Origin of the sequence: Streptomyces sp. NPDC012835 (assembly GCF_042900885.1) — a bacterium.
In the GTDB taxonomy this organism is placed as follows: Bacteria; Actinomycetota; Actinomycetes; order Streptomycetales; family Streptomycetaceae; genus Streptomyces.
The window spans coordinates 823,998-846,612 of the sequence record NZ_JBIBBW010000002.1; the positions used below are offsets into that span (position 1 = coordinate 823,998).

At 72.7% G+C, this 22,615-nt stretch carries 15 protein-coding genes; 9 read left to right on the forward strand and 6 right to left on the reverse strand.

The genetic code is table 11. From position 1 onward, the window contains the following. Positions 1–3: 3 nt before the first annotated feature. Positions 4–1,107 (reverse strand): serine hydrolase domain-containing protein, encoded by a 1,104-nt coding sequence (locus ACFY6S_RS11135; RefSeq protein WP_388825848.1) that lies wholly within the window; start codon positions 1,105–1,107, stop codon positions 4–6. A gap of 457 nt (positions 1,108–1,564) precedes the next feature. Between ACFY6S_RS11135 and ACFY6S_RS11140 the strand changes: the two genes are divergently transcribed. Together ACFY6S_RS11140 and ACFY6S_RS11145 are read left to right on the forward strand one after the other, a co-directional pair. Beyond that, positions 1,565–4,891: a S8 family serine peptidase gene (locus tag ACFY6S_RS11140; RefSeq protein WP_388825673.1), complete on the forward strand. Its 3,327-nt coding sequence runs from the start codon at positions 1,565–1,567 to the stop codon at positions 4,889–4,891. A 203-nt stretch (positions 4,892–5,094) separates the two neighbouring features. Then, the gene (locus ACFY6S_RS11145) at positions 5,095–6,123 is read left to right on the forward strand and encodes an aspartate-semialdehyde dehydrogenase (protein WP_388825670.1); all 1,029 of its coding nucleotides are present in this window, start codon (positions 5,095–5,097) and stop codon (positions 6,121–6,123) included. 42 nt (positions 6,124–6,165) lie between these two features. Here ACFY6S_RS11145 and ACFY6S_RS11150 read toward each other — a convergent pair whose 3' ends face one another. After that, on the reverse strand, positions 6,166–7,365 hold the full coding sequence (locus tag ACFY6S_RS11150) for an MFS transporter (protein ID WP_388825667.1): 1,200 nt from the start codon (positions 7,363–7,365) through the stop codon (positions 6,166–6,168). Between the two features lie 398 nt (positions 7,366–7,763). On the opposite strand from ACFY6S_RS11150, the gene pepN reads away from it, so the two are divergent. From pepN to ACFY6S_RS11165, 3 genes are all read left to right on the forward strand, one after another. Then, positions 7,764–10,340 carry an aminopeptidase N gene (pepN, locus tag ACFY6S_RS11155; protein WP_388825664.1) on the forward strand — a complete coding sequence of 859 codons (2,577 nt, stop codon included), beginning with the start codon at positions 7,764–7,766 and terminating at the stop codon, positions 10,338–10,340. Positions 10,341–10,981: 641 nt separating this feature from the next. Beyond that, positions 10,982–11,638, forward strand: a complete 657-nt coding sequence (locus ACFY6S_RS11160; protein ID WP_388825845.1) for a hypothetical protein — start codon at positions 10,982–10,984, stop codon at positions 11,636–11,638. 210 nt (positions 11,639–11,848) lie between these two features. After that, on the forward strand, positions 11,849–13,489 hold the full coding sequence (locus ACFY6S_RS11165; RefSeq protein ID WP_388825661.1) for a ricin-type beta-trefoil lectin domain protein: 1,641 nt from the start codon (positions 11,849–11,851) through the stop codon (positions 13,487–13,489). A gap of 123 nt (positions 13,490–13,612) precedes the next feature. Here the strand turns inward: ACFY6S_RS11165 and ACFY6S_RS11170 are convergent, their stop codons facing one another. The 4 genes from ACFY6S_RS11170 to ACFY6S_RS11185 all read right to left on the reverse strand — a co-directional run bounded on the left by ACFY6S_RS11170 (position 13,613) and on the right by ACFY6S_RS11185 (position 17,121). Beyond that, a complete protein-coding gene (locus ACFY6S_RS11170) occupies positions 13,613–13,855 on the reverse strand; it encodes a hypothetical protein (RefSeq protein ID WP_388825658.1) in 243 nt (80 codons plus the stop codon). Between the two features lie 67 nt (positions 13,856–13,922). Continuing rightward, the gene (gene malQ / locus ACFY6S_RS11175; protein ID WP_388825655.1) at positions 13,923–16,010 is read right to left on the reverse strand and encodes a 4-alpha-glucanotransferase; all 2,088 of its coding nucleotides are present in this window, start codon (positions 16,008–16,010) and stop codon (positions 13,923–13,925) included. A 12-nt stretch (positions 16,011–16,022) separates the two neighbouring features. Continuing rightward, positions 16,023–16,256 carry a hypothetical protein gene (locus ACFY6S_RS11180; RefSeq protein WP_329068191.1) on the reverse strand — a complete coding sequence of 78 codons (234 nt, stop codon included), beginning with the start codon at positions 16,254–16,256 and terminating at the stop codon, positions 16,023–16,025. 328 nt (positions 16,257–16,584) lie between these two features. Further along, positions 16,585–17,121, reverse strand: a complete 537-nt coding sequence (locus tag ACFY6S_RS11185) for an HNH endonuclease (protein WP_388825651.1) — start codon at positions 17,119–17,121, stop codon at positions 16,585–16,587. 375 nt (positions 17,122–17,496) lie between these two features. Here ACFY6S_RS11185 and ACFY6S_RS11190 point away from each other — a divergent pair, with 375 nt between their 5' ends. The 4 genes from ACFY6S_RS11190 to ACFY6S_RS11205 all read left to right on the forward strand — a co-directional run bounded on the left by ACFY6S_RS11190 (position 17,497) and on the right by ACFY6S_RS11205 (position 22,503). Next, positions 17,497–18,561, forward strand: a complete 1,065-nt coding sequence (locus tag ACFY6S_RS11190) for a mechanosensitive ion channel family protein (RefSeq protein ID WP_388825648.1) — start codon at positions 17,497–17,499, stop codon at positions 18,559–18,561. Between the two features lie 222 nt (positions 18,562–18,783). Beyond that, complete coding sequence (locus ACFY6S_RS11195; protein WP_388825842.1) at positions 18,784–20,031, forward strand: ROK family protein; 1,248 nt, start codon at positions 18,784–18,786, stop codon at positions 20,029–20,031. 133 nt (positions 20,032–20,164) lie between these two features. Further along, on the forward strand, positions 20,165–21,430 hold the full coding sequence (locus tag ACFY6S_RS11200) for a 6-phospho-beta-glucosidase (RefSeq protein ID WP_388825644.1): 1,266 nt from the start codon (positions 20,165–20,167) through the stop codon (positions 21,428–21,430). A 65-nt stretch (positions 21,431–21,495) separates the two neighbouring features. Then, positions 21,496–22,503: an N-acetylglucosamine kinase gene (locus tag ACFY6S_RS11205; RefSeq protein ID WP_389462254.1), complete on the forward strand. Its 1,008-nt coding sequence runs from the start codon at positions 21,496–21,498 to the stop codon at positions 22,501–22,503. Positions 22,504–22,615 lie beyond the last annotated feature (112 nt).

The following is a 22,615-nucleotide window of genomic DNA, read 5'->3' on the forward strand; positions in this document are numbered from 1 at the left end:
CGGTCAGCCGCAGAACTCCGCCTCGACGGTGGCCTCGGCGTCGCCCGTCCAGTCTCCGTTGAGGTTCATGGACAGCGCGTGCCCGCCGTCCCCGGTGACGGCGGAGCGGGACGACGAGCCGTGGATGCCGCCGCCGTGGCCCCAGACCACGGCGCCGCAGGAGAGCGTGCTCCGGCCCAGCCCGAGGCCGTAGGCGAACGAGCCGTAGACGCTCGGGGGCGCGACCGTCATCATCTCCTTGAGCTGCTTGCGCGGCAGCAGTGCGCCCTTGAGCAGCGCGCCGTAGAAGCGGTTCAGATCGGCCGGGTTGGAGATCATCGCACCGGCCGCCCCCGCCGCCGACGGGTTCAGTTCGGTCACGTCGTGGACGGGCGCCGTGGCGGACTCCTCGCCCAGCTTCGAGTAGGCCCGGCCGGCCGGCCGGGGCATGGTGGGGTCGGTGGTCGGCACGCTGGTCGCGCGCAGCCCGAGCGGGCGCAGGATACGGCGTTCGATCTCGGCGCCGTACGAGCGGCCCGTGACCTTCTCGACGATCATCCCGGCGAGGATGTAGTTGGTGTTGGAGTAGCTCCAGTCGGTGCCCGGATCGAACTCGGGCGCGTGGGTGGTGGCGAGCGCGACCAGTTGACGCGGGGTCCAGGTGTCGTAGCGGTGCTCGAAGAAGCCGTCGCCGAAGACCTGGCGCTCGAAACCGGGGTCACTGGTGTAGTTGTAGATGCCGCTGGTGTGGTTGAGGAGCTGACGGACCGTGATCCCCCGGCCGTCGTTGCCGTGGCCGCGCACCACGCCCGGCAGGTACGTCTCGACGGTGTCGTCCAGGTCGACGCGGCCCTCGGCCTCCAGTTGGAGCAGGACGGTGGCGACGAAGGTCTTGGTGAGGGAGCCGACGCGGTAGCGGTCCTGTGTGCCGCGTGCGCGCCCCGTGGTGCGGTCCGCGACGCCCACGGTCGCGCGCCAGGTGTCGTCGCCGTCCTCGACCCGGGCGATCACCCCCGGCACGCCCTGGTCCACCAGCGCGTCGAGCGCCTTCCCGGTGGCACTGTGACCGCCTGCCGCGCCCCCCGGCGCCTGGGCGGCGACGGCTGGGGTGGCGAGCGCGGTGCCCATGAGGGCGGCCACCAGCAGCACCGCCGTCCGGGCCGGACCGGCCGACCGGGCCGTTCCGCGTCTGTTCCCGGTGTGGTCGTTGGTTCCGGTGCTGTCGGCGCCTTCGACGCGCCCCGTTCGTACCCGCATGCGAACTCCCCTGTGTGTGGCGTGCGATTCGGTGGGACGGACCCCGGCACCCGGGGCAGGGGTTGCCCGGCTCCACAAGGTTGATCCGCTTTCGGCCGTTCGCGGGACGAGGACGGGAGGTGGCCCGAACTCGTCGTCGGCGTGGGGTCGAGGGCCTGATTCCGGGGTGCTTTGGGCGAGTTGGTTCCCAGTGGCGCGCGTCGCGCGATGGCGGATATCCGCCATGACCGTAACCCGTGCCCGACAGCCCTCCACAAAGCCCTGGTTGGTAGGAAAAGCTGATCGGTCAGCCGGTACCGACATCCGGACTGTCTCTTCACCGAACAGGATGCTGATGACCTCCGAATCCGAGAGCTCCATATCCGGGCCGAGACGCGTGGCCAGGGTGACGGCCGCCGCCGGCCTGGTGGCAGCGCTGATCGCCTCCGGCGCCGCGCCCGCGTTCTCCGCGACGCACGCCGACACCCCGGCGGTTCCCACGCCGGTGAAATCGTCCGCCGACCCCGGCAGGCTCGACACGGCCGACGCGGATCTGCTCGCCAAGGCCAAGGCCGAGGGCGAGAAGAACGTCACCATGATGGTCGCCACCACCCCCGGGGCGACCGAGCAGGTGGCCGGCCAACTGGACTCCGTCGAGGGCTCTGTGGTCGGCAGGACGTACGACAAGCTCGGCTACGTACGGGCCACGCTCCCCACCGCCAAGGCGGAGGCCGCGATCCTGGCGGCCCAGAAGCTCTCCTCGGTCCAGGGCATCGATCTCAAGCAGGAGATCATGCTGGACGACCCGACGCCCGGAGCGGACACCGTCCGGGGCGCGAAGAGTTCCACGGGCAAGAAGAACTCCGGCGTGAAGACGTACCCGGCGCCGGACAGGAAGACCCCGGCGAAGAACCCGTACAACCCGTCCTTCGAGACCGGCGCGGTGGACTTCGTCAAGAAGAACTCCAAGGCGGACGGCCGCGGCGTCACGATCGGTGTCCTGGACTCCGGAGTCGACCTGGCCCACCCGGCGCTCCGGACGACCAGCACCGGCGAGCGCAAGATAGTCGACTGGGTGACCGCCACCGACCCGGTCTCCGACGGGGACGGCACCTGGCTGCGGATGAACTCGGCGGTGACCGGGCCGGTCTTCACGGCGTCCGGCCGTACGTGGAAGGCCCCCGCCGGCTCGTACACGTTCACCACCTTCGCCGAATCCGCCACCCTGGGCGGCGAGATGGCCGGTGACCTCAACCGCAACGGCACCACCACCGACGTCTGGGGCGTGCTCTACGACCCGGCCAAGGGGACGGTGCGGGTGGACCTGAACAACAACGGGGACTTCACCGACGACGTACCGATGAAGCCGTACAAGGACGGTTTCCAGGTCGGCTACTTCGGTGAGCAGGACCCCTCCAGCCAGGTCGCCACGCGCATCCCCTTCACCGTCGAGGTCCGCAAGGACGTCGTTTACAACGCGGCCGGCGCGAAGTCCGACTACGTCAGCATCGGCGTCGTCGAGGGCGCGCACGGCACCCATGTCGCCGGTATCACCGCCGCCAACGGCCTCTTCGGCGGCAAGATGAACGGCGCCGCCCCCGGCGCCAAGATCGTCTCCTCGCGCGCCTGCACCTGGAGCGGCGGCTGCACCAACATCGCGCTGACCGAGGGCATGATCGACCTCGTCGTCAACCGCGGCGTCGACATCGTCAACATGTCGATCGGCGGCCTGCCGACCCTCAACGACGGCAACAACGCCCGCGCGCAGCTGTACACGCGGCTCATCGACACCTACGGCGTCCAGCTGGTGATCTCGGCGGGCAACGAGGGCCCCGGCCTCAACACCATCGGTGACCCGGGCCTCGCCGACAAGGTCATCTCGGTCGGCGCCTCGATCTCCAAGGAGACCTGGGCCGCCAACTACGGCTCCGGCGTGACCAAGAAGTACGCGATGCTGCCCTTCTCCTCGCGCGGTCCCCGCGAGGACGGCGGCTTCACGCCGACCATCACCGGTCCCGGCGCCGCCATCAACACCACCCCGACCTGGCAGGCCGGCGGCCCGGTCGCCGAGGCCGGCTACCAGCTGCCCGCCGGCTACTCCATGCTCCAGGGCACCTCGATGTCCTCGCCGCAGGTCGCGGGCGCGAGCGCGCTGCTGCTCTCCGCCGCGAAGCAGAAGAAGATCAGCCTCACCCCGGCGCGGCTGCGGTCGGCGCTCACCAGCACCGCCACCAAGATCTCCGGTGTCCAGGCGCACGAGCAGGGCTCCGGTCTGATCGACATCGTGGACGCGTGGAAGGCCATCCAGCGGGCCGCCGGCACCGACGTCAACGAGTTCGAGGTCAAGGCGCCGGTCAGCACCACGCTCGACGAGTACCTCAAGGTCCCGGGCTTCGGCACCGGCCTGTACGACCGCGAAGGCGGCCTGAAGGCCGGCCAGAGCCGTACGTACGACGTCGTCGTCACCCGCACCACGGGCCGGGCCGGCGCCGTGGAGCACCGGCTGAAGTGGAAGTACAACGACGGCACCTACCAGCTGCTCGGCAGCGGCAAGGTCAAGCTGCCGCTGAACCAGCCGGTCACCGTGAAGGTCCGGGCGAAGCCCGGCTCCGCCGGGGTGCACAGCGCGATCCTGGAGGTCGACGACCCGCGCACCCAGGGCGTGGACAAGCAGATCCTCGCGACCGTCGTCGTCGCGAAGCAGCTGGCGAAGCCGTCGTACGCGTTCACCGAGAAGAACGCGGTGCAGCGCAACAGCTCGAAGTCGTACTTCATCACCGTCCCGGAGGGCGCGAAGACCCTGGAGGTGGCGCTCGGCGGGCTCGCCAAGGACAGCCAGACCCGGTTCATCACGCTCCACCCGTACGGCAAGCAGATCGAGAACAGCTCGACGGTCAACTGCTACCCGAACTACCCGAACCCGGCGAACACCTGCCGTCCGGACGTCCGCTCGTACCAGGACCCGCTGCCGGGTGTCTGGGAGGTCGAGGTCGAGTCGCGCCGTACGTCACCGCTGCTCGACAACCCGTACACGCTGGAGGTGTCGGTCCTGGGCACCGCCTTCGACCCGGCGGTCACCACGCTCCCCGAGGCGAAGATCGGCACTCCGGCGCCGGTCTCCTGGAACGTCACCAACAGCTTCGCCGCCATCGACGGCACGCTGGCCGGCGGCTCGCTGGGCTCGGCGAAGGTCGCCCGTCCGACGATCGCGGACGGTGAGGAGCAGGTGTCGACCGTCACCATCGGCGCGGGCGTCGAGCGGCTCGACATCAGCATCGGCAACACCGCCGACCCGGCCGCCGACCTGGACCTCTACGTCGTGCGGGACGGGGCCGTGGTCGGCCAGTCCACCACGGCGTCGTCGGACGAGCGGGTCAGCCTGGCCAACCCGGCCGCCGGTACGTACGAGATCGTCGTCGATGCCTACTCGGTCCCGGCCGGGTCGACCGCGTACGACTACCGGGACGTCTACTACTCGGCGGCGCTCGGCACGGTCAAGACCGACGCGCAGCCGGTGAAGATCGCGAACGGCGCCACGGCCAAGGTCTCGGCCGAGATCCTGGTGAGCAGCGCGGCCCCGGCGGGCCGGCAGTTCTTCGGCGAGGTGAAGCTGCTGAACGCGCGCGGCACGGCCGCGGGCACCGGCAGCGTGATCATCGACAGCGTCACACCGTAACCACCCACAGCGGTCGGTGACGGCACACGATGACCGGGGCGGGCGTCCGGACGGGCGCCCGCCCTGCCGCGTCCCGGACCTTGGACAATGGATTGGACAAGCGGACCGGGGACAGACACATGATGATGGAACGTGGTCCCGGGACAGGGCCCCGGACAGGTCCCCGGACAGGGACCGCCACAGCCGTGAACGAAGGAGCCCCAGTGAAGGTCGGAATCGTCGGAGCCACCGGTCAGGTCGGCACGGTCATGCGCAGCATCCTGGCCGAGCGCGGCTTCCCCGTGGCCGAGCTGCGGCTGTTCGCCTCCGCCCGCTCCGCGGGCTCGGTGATCGAGTGGCAGGACCGCGCCATCACGGTCGAGGACGCGGCGACGGCCGACTACGCGGGCCTCGACATCGTGCTCTTCTCGGCCGGTGGCGCCACCTCGAAGGCGCTCGCCGAGAAGGTCGCGGCACAGGGCGCCGTCGTGATCGACAACTCCTCCGCCTGGCGGCGCGACCCCGAGGTGCCGCTGGTCGTCTCCGAGGTCAACCCGCACGCGGTGGCCCACCGTCCCAAGGGCATCATCGCCAACCCGAACTGCACCACGATGGCCGCGATGCCCGTGCTGCGCCCGCTGCACGCCGAGGCGGAGCTGACCGCGCTGGTCGCCACCACCTACCAGGCCGTGTCGGGCTCGGGCCTGGCGGGCGTCGCCGAGCTGCACGGACAGGCGCAGAAGGTCGTGGCGGAGGCGGACCGCCTCACGCACGACGGCGGGGCCGTCGACTTCCCGGAGCCCGCCGTCTACAAGCGTCCGATCGCCTTCAACGTGCTGCCGCTGGCCGGTTCCGTCGTGGACGACGGCTCCTTCGAGACGGACGAGGAGCAGAAGCTGCGCAACGAGTCCCGCAAGATCCTGGAGATCCCCGGACTGAAGGTCTCCGGCACCTGTGTCCGGGTGCCGGTCTTCACCGGTCACTCGCTCCAGCTCAACGTCCGCTTCGCCCGGCCGATCGGCGTGGAGCGCGCGTACGAGCTGCTGAAGGACGCGCCGGGCGTGGAGCTGTCCGACATCCCGACGCCGCTCCAGGCGGCGGGCGGGGACGTCTCGTACGTGGGCCGGATCAGGAACGACGAGACCGCCGAGAACGGCCTCGCCCTCTTCGTCTCCGGCGACAACCTGCGCAAGGGCGCCGCGCTGAACGCCGTCCAGATCGCCGAGCTGGTGGCGGCGGAGCTGGCGGGCTGACGCCGTAGGAGACCGGGGCGGGGCTCCGGCCGCGTATGCCACTCACGATCGGCGTGTACGCGCGCCGCGCCCCGGCTCCGTCCCCGCCACCAGGCCCACCCCGAGCGCGAGCGCGGCGAGCGCCCCGCCGAGCCAGAGCGCCCCGGCGACCTCGTAGCGGTCAGCGGCCCGGCCGCCGGCCAGCGCGCCCAGGGCGATCGCCGCGTTGAAGGTCCCGGCGAAGAGCGCGGAGCCCGCCTCGCGGTGCGCGGGCACGGTGGCCATCAGCCAGTTCTGCGCGCTGACGGAGACACCGCCGTACGCCAGCCCCCAGACGACGAGCAGCGCCACGGTGGCCGGGAGCGAGCCCCCGGCCCGCGCGGTCAGCAGAACCGTCCCGGCCAGGACGGCGGAGACGGTCAGCAGCGCCCGGCGCGGGGTCCGCGCGGAGACGGCGCCGCCGAGGAAGTTCCCGGCCACGCCGGCGACCCCGTACACCAGCAGCAGCGCGCTGATCTCCTCGGGGCGGAGCGCCGGCACCCGCTCCAGGGCGGGGCGTACGTACGTGTACGCGGCGAAGTGCCCGGTGACCAGCAGCGCGATGGCGAGCAGCCCGGCCCGCAGCGCGGGGAGGCGCAGCAGCCCGGCGATCTCGGCGGGGCGGACGGCACCGCGCGCGGGCAGCGGCGGCAGCAGGACGGCGAGCAGCGCGGCAGCGGCCGCGGCGAGCCCCGCGACGGCGACGAACGTCCAGCGCCAGCCGGCCAGCCCGCCCATCAGTGTCCCGGCCGGTACGCCGAGCACGGACGCCACGGCGATCCCGCTGAAGATCACGGCGGTGGCGCGTCCGGCGTGCTCGCCGCCCACGAGCCGGGCCCCCAGCCCCGCCGCCACCGCCCACACGCCCCCGATGCAGATCCCGACCAGCGCCCGCGCCGCCAGTAAGACGCCGAAGGTGGGGGCGAGCGCGGCGAGCAGATTGGCCCCGGCGAGCAGCGCCAGCAGCGCGCAGAGCACGGTCCGCCGGTCCGCCCGGCGTACGGCGACGGGCAGCACGGGCGCGGCGAGGGCGGCGATGACCCCGGGCAGGGTGACGGTGAGCCCGGTCGTGCCGTCGGAGGTCCGCAGCCCTTCGCCGAGGGCGGTGAGCAGGCCGACCGGCAGCATCTCGGTGGTGACCACGGTGAACGTAGCGACGGCGACGGCGAGCACGGCGGGCGTCAACGCGCCCCGGCCCGACGGGTGTTCGATTATCTGTTCCATAGGGGACAGCTTTCGCCTGACGGTGGCCGGAAACAACGGCCGACGCCGCTTGTCTCGATGGGCGGACTCACCGAGCGGGGTCCAGCGACCGGGCGCCCGAGGAGCCGCACGTCGGCCGCGTCGGCGAACGGCTCACGTGTCCCGCAGCCGGGCCGGCCGGCTCTGCCGCTCGCCGAAGTCAGGGATCGGCGCGAGGGTGGCAGCGGAGACGGGGCAGGGGCGGCGGTAGGGGCAGGGGTAGGGGCAGGGGCAGGGGTAGGGGGCCGGAGTGGCGGGAACGGGGGCGGGAGCGAGGCTGTGAGCGGGGGCCGGGCCCGGGGCCGGGTAATGCGCCGCCGCCGTTCGTCCCCCGCGTGGAAGGATGAAGCCCAAACGTCACATACCGAGGAGATGACCGCGTGCCCGGCACCAATCTGACCCGCGAAGAGGCACAGCAGCGAGCGCGGCTGCTCACCGTGGACTCGTACGAGATCGACCTCGATCTCTCCGGCGCCCAGGAGGGGGGAACCTTCCGGTCCGCCACCACCGTGCGCTTCCGGAGCGCGGAGGCCGGAGCCGGGACGTTCATCGATCTGGTCGCCCCCGCCGTGCACGAGGTCGTGCTGAACGGGTCCGCGCTGGACGCCGCCGCCGTCTTCCGGGACTCGCGGATCGCGCTGGACGGGCTGCACGAGGGCGACAACGAGCTGACGGTCGTCGCCGACTGCGCGTACACGAACACCGGCGAGGGGCTGCACCGCTTCGTCGACCCGGTCGACCAGCAGGCATATCTCTACACGCAGTTCGAGGTGCCGGACGCGCGGCGCGTCTTCGCCTCGTTCGAGCAGCCCGACCTGAAGGCGACCTTCCAGTTCACCGTGAAGGCCCCCGAGGGCTGGACCGTCGTGTCGAACTCGCCGACGCCCGAGCCGCGCGACCACACCTGGGTCTTCGAGCCGACACCGCGCATCTCGTCGTACATCACCGCGCTGATCGCCGGCCCGTACCACTCGGTGCACAGCTCGTACGAGAAGGACGGCCAGTCCGTGCCGCTCGGCATCTACTGCCGTCCCTCGCTCGCCGAGTACCTCGACTCGGACGCGATCTTCGAGGTCACACGGCAGGGCTTCGACTGGTTCCAGGAGAAGTTCGCGTACGACTACCCCTTCGCCAAGTACGACCAGCTGTTCGTGCCGGAGTTCAACGCGGGCGCGATGGAGAACGCGGGCGCGGTGACCATCCGCGACCAGTACGTGTTCCGCTCGAAGGTGACGGACGCGGCGTACGAGACGCGGGCCGAGACGATCCTGCACGAGCTGGCGCACATGTGGTTCGGCGACCTGGTCACCATGGAGTGGTGGAACGACCTGTGGCTGAACGAGTCGTTCGCCACGTACACGTCGATCGCCTGCCTGGCGTACGCGCCGGGTTCGCGGTGGCCGCACTCGTGGACGTCGTTCGCCAACTCCATGAAGACCTGGGCCTACCGTCAGGACCAGCTCCCCTCCACGCACCCGATCATGGCGGAGATCCGCGACCTGGACGACGTGCTGGTCAACTTCGACGGCATCACGTACGCCAAGGGCGCCTCGGTACTGAAGCAGCTGGTCGCCTACGTCGGTCAGGACGAGTTCTTCAAGGGCGTGCAGGCGTACTTCAAGGCGCACGCGTTCGGCAACACGCGCCTGTCGGATCTGCTGGGCGCGCTGGAGGAGACCTCCGGGCGTGATCTGAAGACCTGGTCGACGGCGTGGCTGGAGACCGCCGGCATCAACATCCTGCGCCCGGAGATCGAGCTGGACGAGGCGGGCCATGTCACCTCCCTGGCCGTGCTCCAGGAGGCCCCGGCGCTGCCGGAGGGCGCGAAGGGCGAGCCGACGCTGCGTCCGCACCGGATCGCGGTCGGCTGCTACGACCTGGACGAGAAGGGCAAGCTGGTCCGGACTAGCCGGATCGAGCTGGACGTGGACGGCGCGCGCACCGAGGTGCCGTTCCCGGCGAACACCCCGCGCCCGGCGGTCGTCCTCCTCAACGACGACGACCTGTCGTACGCGAAGGTCCGGCTGGACGAGGAGTCGCTGCGGGTCGTCACCGCACACCTCGGCGACTTCACCGAGTCGCTGCCGCGCGCGCTGTCCTGGGCCTCGGCCTGGGACATGACGCGCGACGGTGAACTGGCCACGCGCGACTACCTGGAGCTGGTGCTGTCCGGCATCGCCAAGGAGTCGGACATCGGCGTCGTCCAGTCCCTGCACCGCCAGGTGAAGCTGGCGCTCGACCTGTACGCCGCGCCCGCGTGGCGCGAGGCCGGGCTGACCAGGTGGACGGACGCCACCCTGGCCCACCTGCGGGTCGCCGAGCCGGGCAGCGACCACCAGCTGGCGTGGGCGCGGGCGTTCGCCATGACCGCGCGCACCCCGAAACAGCTCGACCTGCTGCAGGGGCTGCTGGACGGCACGGAGACGATCGAGGGCCTGGCCGTCGACACCGAGCTGCGCTGGGCGTTCGTCCAGCGGCTGGCCGCTGTGGGGCTGCACGACGAGGAGGAGATCGCCGCCGAGTACGAGCGCGACCGCACCGCCGCCGGCGAACGCCACGCGGCCGCCGCCCGCTCGGCCCGCCCGCTGGCCGAGGCCAAGGCGGAGGCGTGGGAGGCGGCGGTGGAGAGCGACAAGCTCCCCAACTCCCTCCAGGAAGCCGTGATCGGCGGCTTCGTCCAGACCGACCAGCGCGAGCTGCTCGCCCCGTACGCGGAGAAGTACTTCGCGGCGGTCCAGGGCGTCTGGGAGTCCCGCTCGCACGAGATGGCCCAGCAGGTCGCGGTGGGCCTCTACCCGGCGCTCCAGGTGTCGCAGGCCACGCTGGACGCGACGGACGCCTGGCTGGCCTCGGCTGGCCCGAACGCGGCGCTGCGCCGACTGGTCTCGGAGTCGCGCTCGGGCGTGGAGCGCGCGCTGCGGGCGCAGGCGGCGGACGAGGCGGCGGGGGCGGCGTAGCCGCGGGTCCGTACGTCTTGGGCCGGGCCCGGCGGTCACCTGCGGGTGGCCGCCGGGCGCGGGATGCGCTTGGGGACCGTGCCCGGTGGTCGCCGGGCACGGGGCGTTCTTGGGCCGGGCCCGGTGGTCACCTGCGGGTGGCCGCCGGGCGCCCCTCCGGGGGCGCGTCCGGGACTGCATGATCTACGGCGCGTGCGGGCCGGTCGCCGAACGGCGGGTCGCCCGGCGCCACACATCACGCTCCATGTCCCGGACACACCCCCTGCGGCACCCCCTCCCCCGCCCGCCACACCCCCGCGCCGCGCGCCGCGTCGCTGTCCGCACCCGATCGCGACCGCCACGGCGAGGATTCCGAGGACGGCGCCCACGGTGACGGCCAGCGCCTCAAGCCGCCTCACGGGGCGGGGTGGCGGGTGCTGCGGCTGCCGGACCTGCTGAATCCCGCGTGGCGTCTCGGCGGCTCGTACGGTCCCGCAGATGCCCACCGGAGGGAGTCGGTCCGGAAGATCGGACGCTTTTCATGGAACCGATTCGGTGAGACAGAACCCGGACATTCGCGCGATCATTTCAGGATCGACTCGGCTCTAGTGTCATCGGTGTCAGCAGGAAACACCCGCACCCAACAGCCGCTGGAGATCAAGATGCGTTCGCGTCTCGCCGCCCGTTCCGCCCGCCTCGTCCTCGCCGCCGCGGCCGTCACGGCCCTCGCCGTCACCACCACCGCCTGCGACGCCGACGACGTGGACGCCGCGGGCTCCGCCGCCTCCACCGGCGGTGGCGGCGGCGACAACTCCGCGACCAGCGGCTCCGGTTCGAGCGGCTCCGCCGCCAAGACCGGTGGCTCCGCCGACAAGGCCGTCGACGTCGACACCGCCAAGAAGGACGGCTACGGGCAGTCCTGCGGCACCAACGACCTGAACTTCACGGTCACTTCGCAGAGCCAGGCCGGGGGTTACTACCTCATCACCGCCAAGGCCAAGTCCGGCATCACCTGCTACCTGGACGTCAACACCCCCGAGGTCTCCTTCGGCTCCAAGCCCGAGGGCGTGGCCTCCCCCGTCGGCCAGGGCGGCGAAGACCCCATCAAGCTCAGCGGCTCCACCGTCGCCTACACCGGCGTCAGCCCCAAGAGCACCAACACGGACGGCGGCGTGGAGTTCGACTTCCTCGTCATCTCGGTCGCCGAAGAGGACCCCAACCCCGCCGAGATCAAGCTCCCCGACACCGCCACCGTCGACAAGCCCCTCGTCACCAACTGGAGCACCACCGTCTCCGGTGCCGTCCCGCGCGTCGTCTGACATCCCACGCCGGGCAACCGCCCCGCTCCACCACGTCGCGGACCGCCGAAGCACGGTGAACGGCGTTGGGGTGAAGGACGGATCGGTGGTTCAGCCAGGAGGCCGGGCCTGACACGTGTCAGGCCCTTCGGGCTCGCGGGAGGCGCTCTCCGGCGGGTCCAATCGACACCCAGTTCAACTCCCCCACGGGGTATGTGAGATGGTCCCGCCGTGAACCAGCTTCGTACCAATGACCCCACCAGCCTCGGCCACCACACCATTCTCGGGCGCATCGGCGCCGGGGGCATGGGCCAGGTGTATCTGGGACGTTCTCCGGGCGGCCGACTGCTCGCGGTGAAGGTGGTCAGGGACGATTTCGCCCAGTCTCCCGACGTGCTGACCCGTTTCCGTCGCGAGGTCGAGACGGTCGGCAGGGTGCGCAGCGCCTACACGGCGGCCCTGGTGGATTACGACGTCACCTCGAAGCCGTACTGGCTGGCGACCGAGTACGTGTCCGGCCCGACGCTGGGCGCGGCCGTGCCGGCGGCGGAGGGGCTGCCGGCGGAGGTGTGTCTGCTGCTGTTCGCCGCGCTGGCGGAAGCGCTGGCGGACGTCCACGCGCGTGGGGTCAGCCACCGCGACCTGAAGCCCCAGAACATCATCCTGTCGTCCGTGGGGCCCCGGCTGATCGACTTCGGCATAGCCCGCGCCTCGGACCAGACCGCGCTGACCCAGGTCGGGCAGACGGTGGGCAGCCTCGGCTACACCGCGCCCGAGGCGATGACCGAGGGTCCGGTCGGGCCCGCGTCGGACATGTTCGCGCTCGGGGCCACGATGGCGTACGCGGCGACCGGGCGGGCGCCGTTCGGTTCGACCATGGCGTCGGTGGTGTACCGCAGCATGAAGGGCGAGATCGACCTCACCGGCGTCGACAGCCGGATCGCGGAACTGATCACGGCCTGCGTCAGCACGGACCCGGATCTCCGGCCGGACCCGGCGGAGATCATCCGGCGGTGCGACGTCCGGACCTCGCTCACCGAGAACCAGGTGTACCGGGCGCTGGTGGACCGGGCGGAGAGCCCCGTTCCCGATCCGACCCGCACGACGGTGGACGCCGGGCTCTCGGACCCCACCCGCTCGGACGCTCCGACCGCCCTGCGGACCACTCCGGTGACGGCCCTGGCCCCGGCAGCGGATGCCGCCGCTGACGCCGGTACGGGTACGGACGGAGCCGCGCCCGGACGGGACCGGCGCCGGACCTACCGGTGGGCGGCCGCGGCAGCCGCCGTTGTCGTCGTCGCCGGCTCGCTGACGGCCGTCGGCCTGCTCCGGAACTCGGACACCTCCAGGGCCGCCGAGGGGGCCGGCGCCTCCGCCTCGGACGCGCGGCACCCGGAAGCGCCCCCGGCGGACGGGAAACCGGCGGACGGGGAAGCGGTAGACGGGGAACCGGCGGCAGCTGAACCGGCCCCCGAGGAAGCGGCTCCGGTCGAGGGGCCGTTGACGGGGTTGAACGACACCTGTGTGCACGTCGCCAACTCCGATCCGCAGGACGGCAGCGCGCTCCAGATGTGGACCTGCAACGGAACCGACGCCCAGCGCTGGGATCTGACGGACGAGGGCCAACTGCGGGCCCTGGGCAAATGCATGGACGTCGAATGGAGCGGGACGGAGAACGGCACCCCCGTACGCCTGTGGGAGTGCAACGCGTCCGACGCCCAGAAGTGGGAGCCGCAGCCGGACGGAACGCTCAGGAACACGGGCTCGGGACGGTGTCTGGACATCCCCTCGGGCAACACCGAGAACGGCACGGCGCTGGTGCTCTGGGACTGCCTGGGGAATGACAACCAGGTCTGGCGGCTGCCCGCCTGACGGCCCCGGCCGTTCGGGGCCCGCCCGTACCCCTGTCCGGTGCGGATACGCGAAAGCACCGTCCCGCACACGAAGTGCGGGACGGTGCCCCGGAAGACTTACGGGCCCCGGAAGACCTACGGGTCAGACGCGCCCGTGATCCTGCTTACGGGACTTGTCGAGCACCATGACCAGACCGGCGATGACGGCGAAGATCACCAAGGGGGCCACGACATACAGCCCCAGTGTCTCGCCGACGCTCAGGCCCGGACCCGGGTCGTCACCGTCGTCGGGCGTCAGCGCGAGCGCCGGGGACGACATGAGCAGCATCATCAGCGTCGTACCGGCCGTCAGGGCGCCGGCGCGCAGAGCGTTCTTCTTGTCCACGGTGCAAACGTAGCGAATGGCCGGGCGGACCGCGCGGCCGGGGTGCCGCAAGAGCGGGCCGTGCGCGTCAGCGCGGACGCAGCACCTCCATCAGGCGGTGCAGGCGGGGCGAGACGGCGAGCTGGTCCAGGGTCATGGGCCGGCCGGCCGCGTCGGCGACGGGGAGGCGCCAGTTGGGGTACTGGTCCCAGGTGCCGGGCAGATTCTGCGGGCGGCGGTCGCCGACCGTGTCGGGGAGCCAGACGCCGACCATCCGGGCCGGGGTGCGCAGCAGGAAGCGGTAGACGGCGCGGATGTCCTCCTCCTCGCTGCCTTCGCCCTCCGGGAGCAGCCCCAGCCGGGTGAGCGCGGCGCGCCATTCGGCGACCTCGGCACGGTCCTCCGCCTGCTCCCGCTCCAGCGGGCGGCCGAGGAGCCCGAGCCGGTGGCGCAGCTCCACGTGCTCGCCGGTGAGCCGGGCGGCGGTGGAGGGCAGGTCGTGGGTGGTGGCGGTGGCCACGCATCCGGTGCGCCAGGCGCCGGGCTCCAGCGGGCGGCCCGTGCCCTGCCAGTCGCGTTCGAACCAGAGGACGGAGGTGCCGAGGATGCCGCGCCGCTCCAGCGCCTCGCGTACGCCGGGCTCGACCGTGCCCAGGTCCTCCCCTATGACGACGGCGCCCGCGCGGTGGGCCTCCAGGGCGAGGACGGCGAGCATCGCCTCCGCGTCGTACCTGACATACGTCCCGCTGGTGGCGCGCTGCCCCTCGGGGACCCACCAGAGGCGGAACAGGCCCATCACGTGGTCGATCCTGAGCGCTCCGGCGTGCCGCAGAAGGCCCTTGAGCAGGTCGCGGTAGGGGGCGTAGCCGGACGCGGCCAGCGCGTCGGGGCGCCAGGGCGGCAGTCCCCAGTCCTGGCCGAGCGCGTTGAAGGCGTCGGGCGGGGCGCCGACCGACATGCCGGCGGCGAAGGTGTCCCGGCGCGCCCAGGCGTCCGCGCCCTCGGGGTGGACGCCGACGGCGAGGTCGTGGACGATCCCGACGGCCATGCCCGCGTCCCGGGCGGCCCGGGAGGCGCCTGCCAGCTGTTCGTCGGTCAGCCAGGCGAGCCGGGAGTGGAAGGCGACGCGGTCGCGCAGCGCCGCCCGGGCCTCGGCGGTCTCCGGCGAGCGCGGATCGCGCAGCGCGGCGGGCCACCGGGACCAGTGCGGGCCGTGCCGCTCCGCGAGGGCGCACCAGGTGGCGTGGTCCTCCAGGGCCGTGCCGCCGTCCGTCAGGAAGTCGCGGTGGGCGGCGCTCCGGCCGGGGCCGAGCGGGACGGCGCAGAGGATCTCCAGGGCCGCGCGCTTCAGCTCCCAGACGGCGTCCCGGTCGATCAGCGCGTCCTCTTCGAGGACAGCGGTCCGCAGGGCCGCCGCGCGCTCCACGAGCGTGTCGAGCCGCTGCCGGTCGGCGCCGCGCACGTACGCGTACTCGGGCACGTCCTCGATCCGCAGATGGACCGGGTCGGGGAAGCTCCGCGAGGAAGGGCGGTACGGGGAGGGGTCGGTCGGGGCGCCCGGCACGGCGGCGTGCAACGGATTGATCTGCACGAAGCCCGCGCCGAGGGTCCGACCGGACCAGGCGGCGAGTTCGGCCAGGTCACCGAGGTCGCCCATGCCCCAAGAGCGGGCCGAGAGGAGCGAGTAGAGCTGGACCAGGAAGCCATGGGTGCGGGCGGGCGGCTGCGGGACCCGGGCGGGTGCGCGGACGAGCGAGGTCCGCTGCGTGCGGCCGTCGGGGGCTTCGGCGGTCAGCAGATGGACACCGAGCGGCAGCCGCGCCCAGGAGGCGGGGTCGACGGGGGCGGTGCGCGGCGGCTCGGGCGACTCTCCCCGCTCCGTCTCCACCCGCAGCGTCGTGCCGGGTGGCAGGGCGGCGAGGGCGGGCGGCAGGTTCGCGGGCGGGCCACCGTCCTCGGCGCTCCACAGGACGACGGTGGGCGGCAGCAGGCGGTGCGCGGCGGCGGTCTCGGCGCGGTTCAGCGCGTCGGCCACCGCCGCGGGGCCGGACGCGTCGACGTCCAGGGCGGCGAGCACGGCGACGACCGTGTCGTCGGAGACCGGGACGGTGACGCCCGGTGAGGGTGAGTACGCGGTGGCGACACCGTGCAGCTCGGCGAGCCTGGCCAAGCCCATGCGAACTCCTGTTCAGACTCCGGGGGACTCCGTGCCGCCCGCCGTGCCGGGCGCGGTCGGCTCGCTGGTCAGCGGCGCGGTGTCGGCGAGCGGGGGCTCGCTGGTGAGGGGGGCCGCGTCGGCGAGCGGGGGTTCGCTGGTCAGAGGCCCCGCACCGGCGTCGGCGAGCGGAGGCTCGCTGGTCAGCGGTGCGGGCTCCGCCTGTTTGGACAGGGCGGAGAGAAGAAGCTGAGCGGATGCCGCCATGATGGCGCCTCCCATGGACGGGGAACAGGTCACTGCCAGCCCTACCCAGCGGGCGTGGCCACAGACGCGTACAGCCGGTAAACGTGTGCCGAGTCACGATCTGTTCCCCGTGCGACCCCGACAGGACCCCCACCCGGTCCCGTCCGGTCCCGTAGGGGAGCGACAGTCTCTGAGTATCACAACGGGCAAATCCGGCACAACGGCCACACGCGCGAACCCCTGCCACGGGGGTGGCGGGAGCGGTCCGCGACCGGGCCGCTCGGCGTCCGGGCGACGCCGACGCGCGCCGTCGTCGTTGTCGCGGGACGACGGCGCGCGCCTTCCGGACCTACGCGGAGACCCCGTCGATCCGCGCCACCGCGTCCTCCGCTCCGTACGGTTGCAGATACGGCATCCAGCGCGGATCCCGGTGGCCGGTGCCGATGATCCGCCAGGCCAGCCCGGACGGCGGGGCCGGCTGGTGGTTGAGCCGCCACCCCAGCTCCCGCAGATGCCGGTCCGCCTTGACGTGATTGCAGCGTCGGCAGGCGGCCACCACGTTGTCCCACCGGTGCTGGCCGCCCCGGCTGCGCGGAATGACGTGGTCGACGCTGGTGGCGACGCCACCGCAGTACATGCAGCGCCCGCCGTCACGGGCGAAGAGGGCGCGGCGGGTCAGCGGAACGGGCCCCCGGTAGGGGACCCGGACGAAGCGCTTCAGCCGTACGACGCTGGGAGCCGGGATGACCCGGGTCTCGCTGTGCATGAAGGCGCCGGATTCCTCTAGGCAGTGGGCCTTGTTCTCCAGAACGAGGACGAGCGCGCGGCGGAGCGGTACGACGCCGAGGGGCTCGTACGACGCGTTGAGGACCAGGACATGCGGCACGGATGCCTCCTTGTACGCCGGCGGCACGTGGCTTCGTGCCGTGACGATCTGCTCCAGTCTCTCCTTACGCCAGGTCGAAACGCCACCACGTCCAGGTAACGGGCCCGGAGTGTTTTCGACCACACGGAGGGTCGCGGGCCCGCTCGGCGCCGGACACGCACGCGCGCGCGTGGCGGCCCGCCCGCACCGCACCGCACCGCGCCGGACCCGCACAGACCCCGTACAGCCCCCGTACAGCCCACGGACACGTCGCACGTGAGCAGTCTCTCTCCGCACGGACAAACCAGCGGAAGGGCCGCACTGCCCCGTTAGTGTGGTTGGTCCGCCCGGCTCCCCGCCGGGCGGTCCGCGTGGTGCTATCCGGAGGTTCCTGCCGTGTCCTGGTCCGTAGTGCCGACAGCCGGCCCGCCGTCCGACTCCGTCACTCTGGACGAGGCCGCCGGGCGGGCGACGGAGGCGGCGAGCTGGGTGGAGGAGAACTGGGCCACATGGCTGAGCGTCGGCCTGCGCATGGTGCTGATCCTGGTGATCGCGCTCGTGCTGCGCCATGCGATCCGGCGGGCGCTGACCAAGCTCATAGAGCGGATGAACCGCACCGTGCAGACGGTCGAGGGCTCCGCGCTCGGCGGGCTGCTGGTCAACGCGGAACGGCGGCGGCAGCGCTCCGAGGCGATCGGCTCGGTGCTCCGTTCGGTCACGTCGTTCCTGATCCTGGGCACGGCGGCGCTGATGATGCTCGGCGCCCTCAACATCAACCTGGCCCCGCTGCTGGCCTCCGCCGGGGTCGCCGGGGTGGCGCTGGGCTTCGGCGCGCGCAACCTCGTCACCGACTTCCTCTCCGGGGTGTTCATGATCCTGGAGGACCAGTACGGGGTCGGGGACACCATCGACGCGGGCGTCGCCTCGGGCGAGGTGATCGAGGTGGGACTGCGGGTCACGAAGCTGCGCGGCGAGCACGGTGAGATCTGGTACGTGCGCAACGGCGAGGTCAAGCGGATCGGCAACCTCAGCCAGGGCTGGGCCACGGCCGGCGTCGACGTGGTGGTCCCCCCGGCGGAGGACCTGGAGCGGGTCCGCACGGTCCTCGACGAGGTCGCCGAGAAGATCGCGAAGGACGACCCGTGGAACGAGCGGCTGTGGGGCCCGGTCGAGGTGCTCGGCCTGGACTCCGTACTGCTGGACGCGGTGACGGTACGGCTGTCGGCGAAGACGATGCCGGGACAGTCGACGGCGGTGGAGCGCGAGCTGCGCTGGCGCGTCAAGCGCGCCTTCGACGAGGCGGGCATCCGGATCATCGGCGCCGCCCCCACCGCCCCGGGCGACGCGCCCGTGACGGACCCCTCGGCCGGGGTCTCCGCGCCCTCGGCGCTGGCCAGCCCGACTTCCCCGCAGTCGCTGGCCGCTTCGCCCATACCGCCGGGCCCGAACCTCGCGAAGTAGCCCCACGGGCGGCGCACCGCTCCCCGGCCGGGCTCTTGACGCCGTCCGGGTCACCGCCTAGGTTCCCGGTGACTGACAGGAAACCTTCCTAACAGTTCCTTGGGCACGTGAGCAGCCGAGAGGCAGGTGGTCCGCGTGACCGGCGAACCCGGCTCCCCCACCCCACCCTCCGCCACCCGGCCCTCCGCCCCGACGCCGGGAACCCCGCGCGTCCTGCGGGCGATGAACGACCGCGCCGTACTGGATCTGCTGCTGGACCACGGGCCGCTCTCCCGGACGGGCACAGGACGGCTGACCGGCCTGTCGAAGCCCACCGTGTCGCAGCTCCTGTCCCGGCTGGAAGCCGCCGGGCTCGTCGTCGCCACCGGCACCACCGAGGGCGGACCCGGCCCGGGCGCACGGCTGTACGCGGTCAACGCGCGCGCCGCGTACGCCGCCGGGCTGGATGTGACCCCGCGCCGGATTCTCGCCGCCGTCGCCGACATCACCGGCACCGTCGTCGGGGAGTACGAACTGCCCACGCCGGAGCGCCTCGCCGACAGCGCCGTACGGCAGGTGACGCGGGCCGTGGACGGTGCCGTACGGGCCGCCGGGCTGGACCGCACCGACCTGCGCCGGGTGGTGATCGGCACGCCCGGCGCGTTCGACCCGGCCACCGGGCGGCTGCGGTACGCGGCCCATCTGCGCGGCTGGCACTCCGCCACGCTGCGGGACGAACTGGCCGCGGCGCTGCCGATGCCCGTCGAGTACGAGAACGACGTCAACCTCGCGGCCGTCGCCGAGCGGCGGCTCGGAGCGGCGCGCGGGAAACAGGACTTCGTCCTGCTGTGGAACGAACAGGGCCTCGGAGCCGCGCTGTTCATCGGCGGGCGGTTGCACCGGGGCTTCACCGGCGGCGCGGGTGAGGTCGGCTTCCTGCCGGTGCCCGGTACGCCGCTGGTGCGCAGGACGGCCCGGGCGAACAGCGCCGGCTTCCAGGAGCTGGCCGGCGCTCCGGCCGTGGCGAGGCTGGCGCGGGCTCTGGGCATCGGCATACCGGAACAGCGGCCGGAGCGGTCGCCGGCCGATGTCGCGGCCCGGCTGCTCGCACGCGCCGCCGCCGGGCACAGCGGTTCCGGGCGCCCGGCGGAAGGACGACCCGCGAAGGCCGCGCACACCGGGCACGCGGACGCCGGACACGCCGAGGACGGCCGGTTCGCTGAGCTGCTGCGGCTGTACGCCCAGCGCCTCGCCACCGGTCTCGCCTCGGTGACCGCCGTGCTCGACCCCGAACTGATCGTCCTCACGGGCGGGGTGACCGCCGCGGGCGGCGAGCCGCTGCGCGCACTCGTCGAGCGGGAACTGGCCGAACTCGCCGAGTCCAGGCCCCGGCTCGTCCTCGGCGAGGTCAGCCGCCGTCCGGTCCTGCGCGGCGCGCTGGAAAGCGCCCTGGCGACCACGCGTGACGAGGTGTTCGACACCTCCCGCTGACAGGACACCGCACGACCGGACGCCGCACCACCGGACATGGGACTGCCGGACACGGGACTGCCGGACATGGGACCGCCGGACATCGCAGGACCGGACATCGCACGACACCGAACAGAGCGAAGGGCCGAAAATCATGAAGCTCGCCGTGGTGGGCGGAGGATCCACCTACACACCGGAACTCATCGACGGATTCGCCCGGTTGCGGGACACCCTGCCCATCGGGGAACTCGTCCTGGTCGACCCGGCCGCCGACCGGCTCGACCTGGTCGGCGGGCTGGCGCGCCGGATCTTCGCCAGGCAGGGCCACCCCGGCCGCATCACCACCACCTCGGACCTGGACGCGGGTGTCGCCGACGCCGACGCGGTCCTGCTCCAGCTGCGCGTCGGGGGGCAGGCGGCCAGGCTCCAGGACGAGACCTGGCCGCTGGAGTGCGGCTGCGTCGGGCAGGAGACGACCGGCGCCGGCGGGCTCGCCAAGGCGCTGCGTACGGTGCCGGTGGTGCTGGACATCGCGGAGCGGGTCCGGCGCGCCAGCCCGAACGCCTGGATCATCGACTTCACCAACCCGGTGGGGATCGTGACCCGCGCCCTGCTCGGGGCCGGGCACCGCGCCATCGGGCTGTGCAATGTCGCGATCGGTTTCCAGCGCAGATTCGCGCGGCTGCTGGATGTCGCGCCCGCCGAGGTGCATCTGGAGCATGTGGGGCTGAACCATCTGACCTGGGAGCGGGGCGTCCGGCTCGGCGGCCCCGAGGGTCCCGATGCGCTGCCCGGGCTGCTGGCCGGGCACGCCGAGGCGATCGCCGGTGATCTGCGGCTGCCGCGCGCGCTGATCGAGCGGCTCGGGGTGGTGCCCTCGTACTATCTGCGCTACTTCTACGGGCACGACGAGGTCGTACGGGAACTGGCGACCAAGCCGTCCCGGGCCGCCGAGGTGGCCGAGATGGAGCAACAGCTGCTGGAGATGTACGGCGATCCCGCGCTGGACGAGAAGCCGGAGCTGCTGGCGCGGCGCGGCGGCGCGTTCTACTCGGAGGCGGCGGTCGATCTGGCGGCGTCGCTGCTGCGCGGCGGGGGCAGCCCCTTCCAGGTGGTGAACACGTACAACAACGGCACGCTGCCGTTCCTCGCGGACGACGCGGTGATCGAGGTGCAGGCGCGGGTGGGCACCTCGGGTGCGGTGCCGCTGGCGGTGCCGCCGCTGGAGCCGCTGTACGCGGGGCTGGTCTCGCACGTCACGGCGTACGAGGACCTGGCGCTGGAGGCCGCGCTGCACGGCGGCAGACAGCGCGTCTTCGCGGCTCTGCTGGCCCACCCCCTGATCGGCCAGTACGAGAGTGCCGAGGCGCTCACCGACAAGCTGATCGCGCACAACAGGGAGCACTTGGCATGGGCGTGAGCGGGCGGCCGGTCCGGGACGGCGTAGGCGTGGGTACGCGCGTAGGCGTGGGTACGAGCGGCGCCGTGGACGGCGCGGAGGGACCGGCGGCGGGGCGCGGGAGCGTGCTGGCCGTCGACGCGGGGAACAGCAAGACCGATGTGGCGGTGATCGGCGCCGACGGTTCGGTGCTCGGCGCGGCGCGCGGGGGCGGCTTCCAGCCGCCCGTGGTGGGGATCGAGGCGGCGCTGGGCACGCTGGAGAGGACGGTCGAACGGGCGGCGGCGGCGGCCGGGCTTCCCGCGCGGGGCCTGGCCGACCAGGTGTCCGCGTGTCTGGCCAACGCCGACCTCCCCGCCGAGGAGCGGGATTTGGCGCAGGCGATACGCGCGCGGGGCTGGGGCCGTGACACGGAGGTGCGCAACGACACCTTCGCGGTGCTGCGGGCCGGACTGCCCAGCGGCGCACCGCCCCGGGGCGTGGCGGTGGTGTGCGGCGCCGGCATCAACTGCGCGGGGCTGCTGCCGGACGGCCGTACGGCGCGCTTTCCGGCGGTCGGGCGCATCTCCGGTGACTGGGGCGGCGGTTCGGGCCTCTCGGAGGAAGCCCTGTGGCTGGCGGCACGGGCGGCGGACGGCCGGGGCGAGCCCACGGCGCTGACGCGGACGCTGCCGGGGCACTTCGGACTGGACTCGATGTACGAGTTGATCGAGGCGCTGCACCTCGGCCGTATCCCGTTCGAGGGCCGATACGAGCTGACGCCGGTGCTGTTCGAGACGTGCGCGGCGGGCGACGCGGTGGCCGCCTCGGTGGTCGACCGGCTGGCGGAGGAGGTCGTGCTGCTCGCGACGGTCGCGCTTGGCAAGCTGGGGCTGCTCGACGAGGAGACGCCGGTGCTGCTGGGCGGAAGTGTGCTGGCGGCCCGCCAACCCCGGCTGGACGGGCAGATCCTCGAACTGATGGCTGCCAGGGCGCCGAAGGCGGTGGTCGGGGTGGTCGCGGCGCCGCCGGTGCTGGGCGCGGCGCTGCTGGGTCTGGACCGGGTGGGGGCGGACGCGCGGGCCCATGCCCGGCTGGCCGCGCATTACGCGTGAATCAGGGGGTAACCAGGGTGAGGGAAGGGGAGGTTCATCCGTGCGGGTACGGAACTCCCCGGCGGGGGAACCGATCACGGGGCCCCGGCGTATTCATGGTTGGGGAGAGCGG

Coding starts and splice junctions, on each gene's coding strand:
- ACFY6S_RS11150 (WP_388825667.1), bottom strand. CDS start 7,365: ATGGAACAGATAATCGAACACCCGTCGGGCCGGGGCGCGTTGACGCCC.
- ACFY6S_RS11200 (WP_388825644.1), top strand. CDS start 20,165: ATGAAGCTCGCCGTGGTGGGCGGAGGATCCACCTACACACCGGAACTC.
- ACFY6S_RS11140 (WP_388825673.1), top strand. CDS start 1,565: ATGCTGATGACCTCCGAATCCGAGAGCTCCATATCCGGGCCGAGACGC.
- ACFY6S_RS11135 (WP_388825848.1), bottom strand. CDS start 1,107: ATGGGCACCGCGCTCGCCACCCCAGCCGTCGCCGCCCAGGCGCCGGGG.
- ACFY6S_RS11180 (WP_329068191.1), bottom strand. CDS start 16,256: ATGGCGGCATCCGCTCAGCTTCTTCTCTCCGCCCTGTCCAAACAGGCG.
- ACFY6S_RS11195 (WP_388825842.1), top strand. CDS start 18,784: ATGAACGACCGCGCCGTACTGGATCTGCTGCTGGACCACGGGCCGCTC.
- malQ (WP_388825655.1), bottom strand. CDS start 16,010: ATGGGCTTGGCCAGGCTCGCCGAGCTGCACGGTGTCGCCACCGCGTAC.
- ACFY6S_RS11160 (WP_388825845.1), top strand. CDS start 10,982: ATGCGTTCGCGTCTCGCCGCCCGTTCCGCCCGCCTCGTCCTCGCCGCC.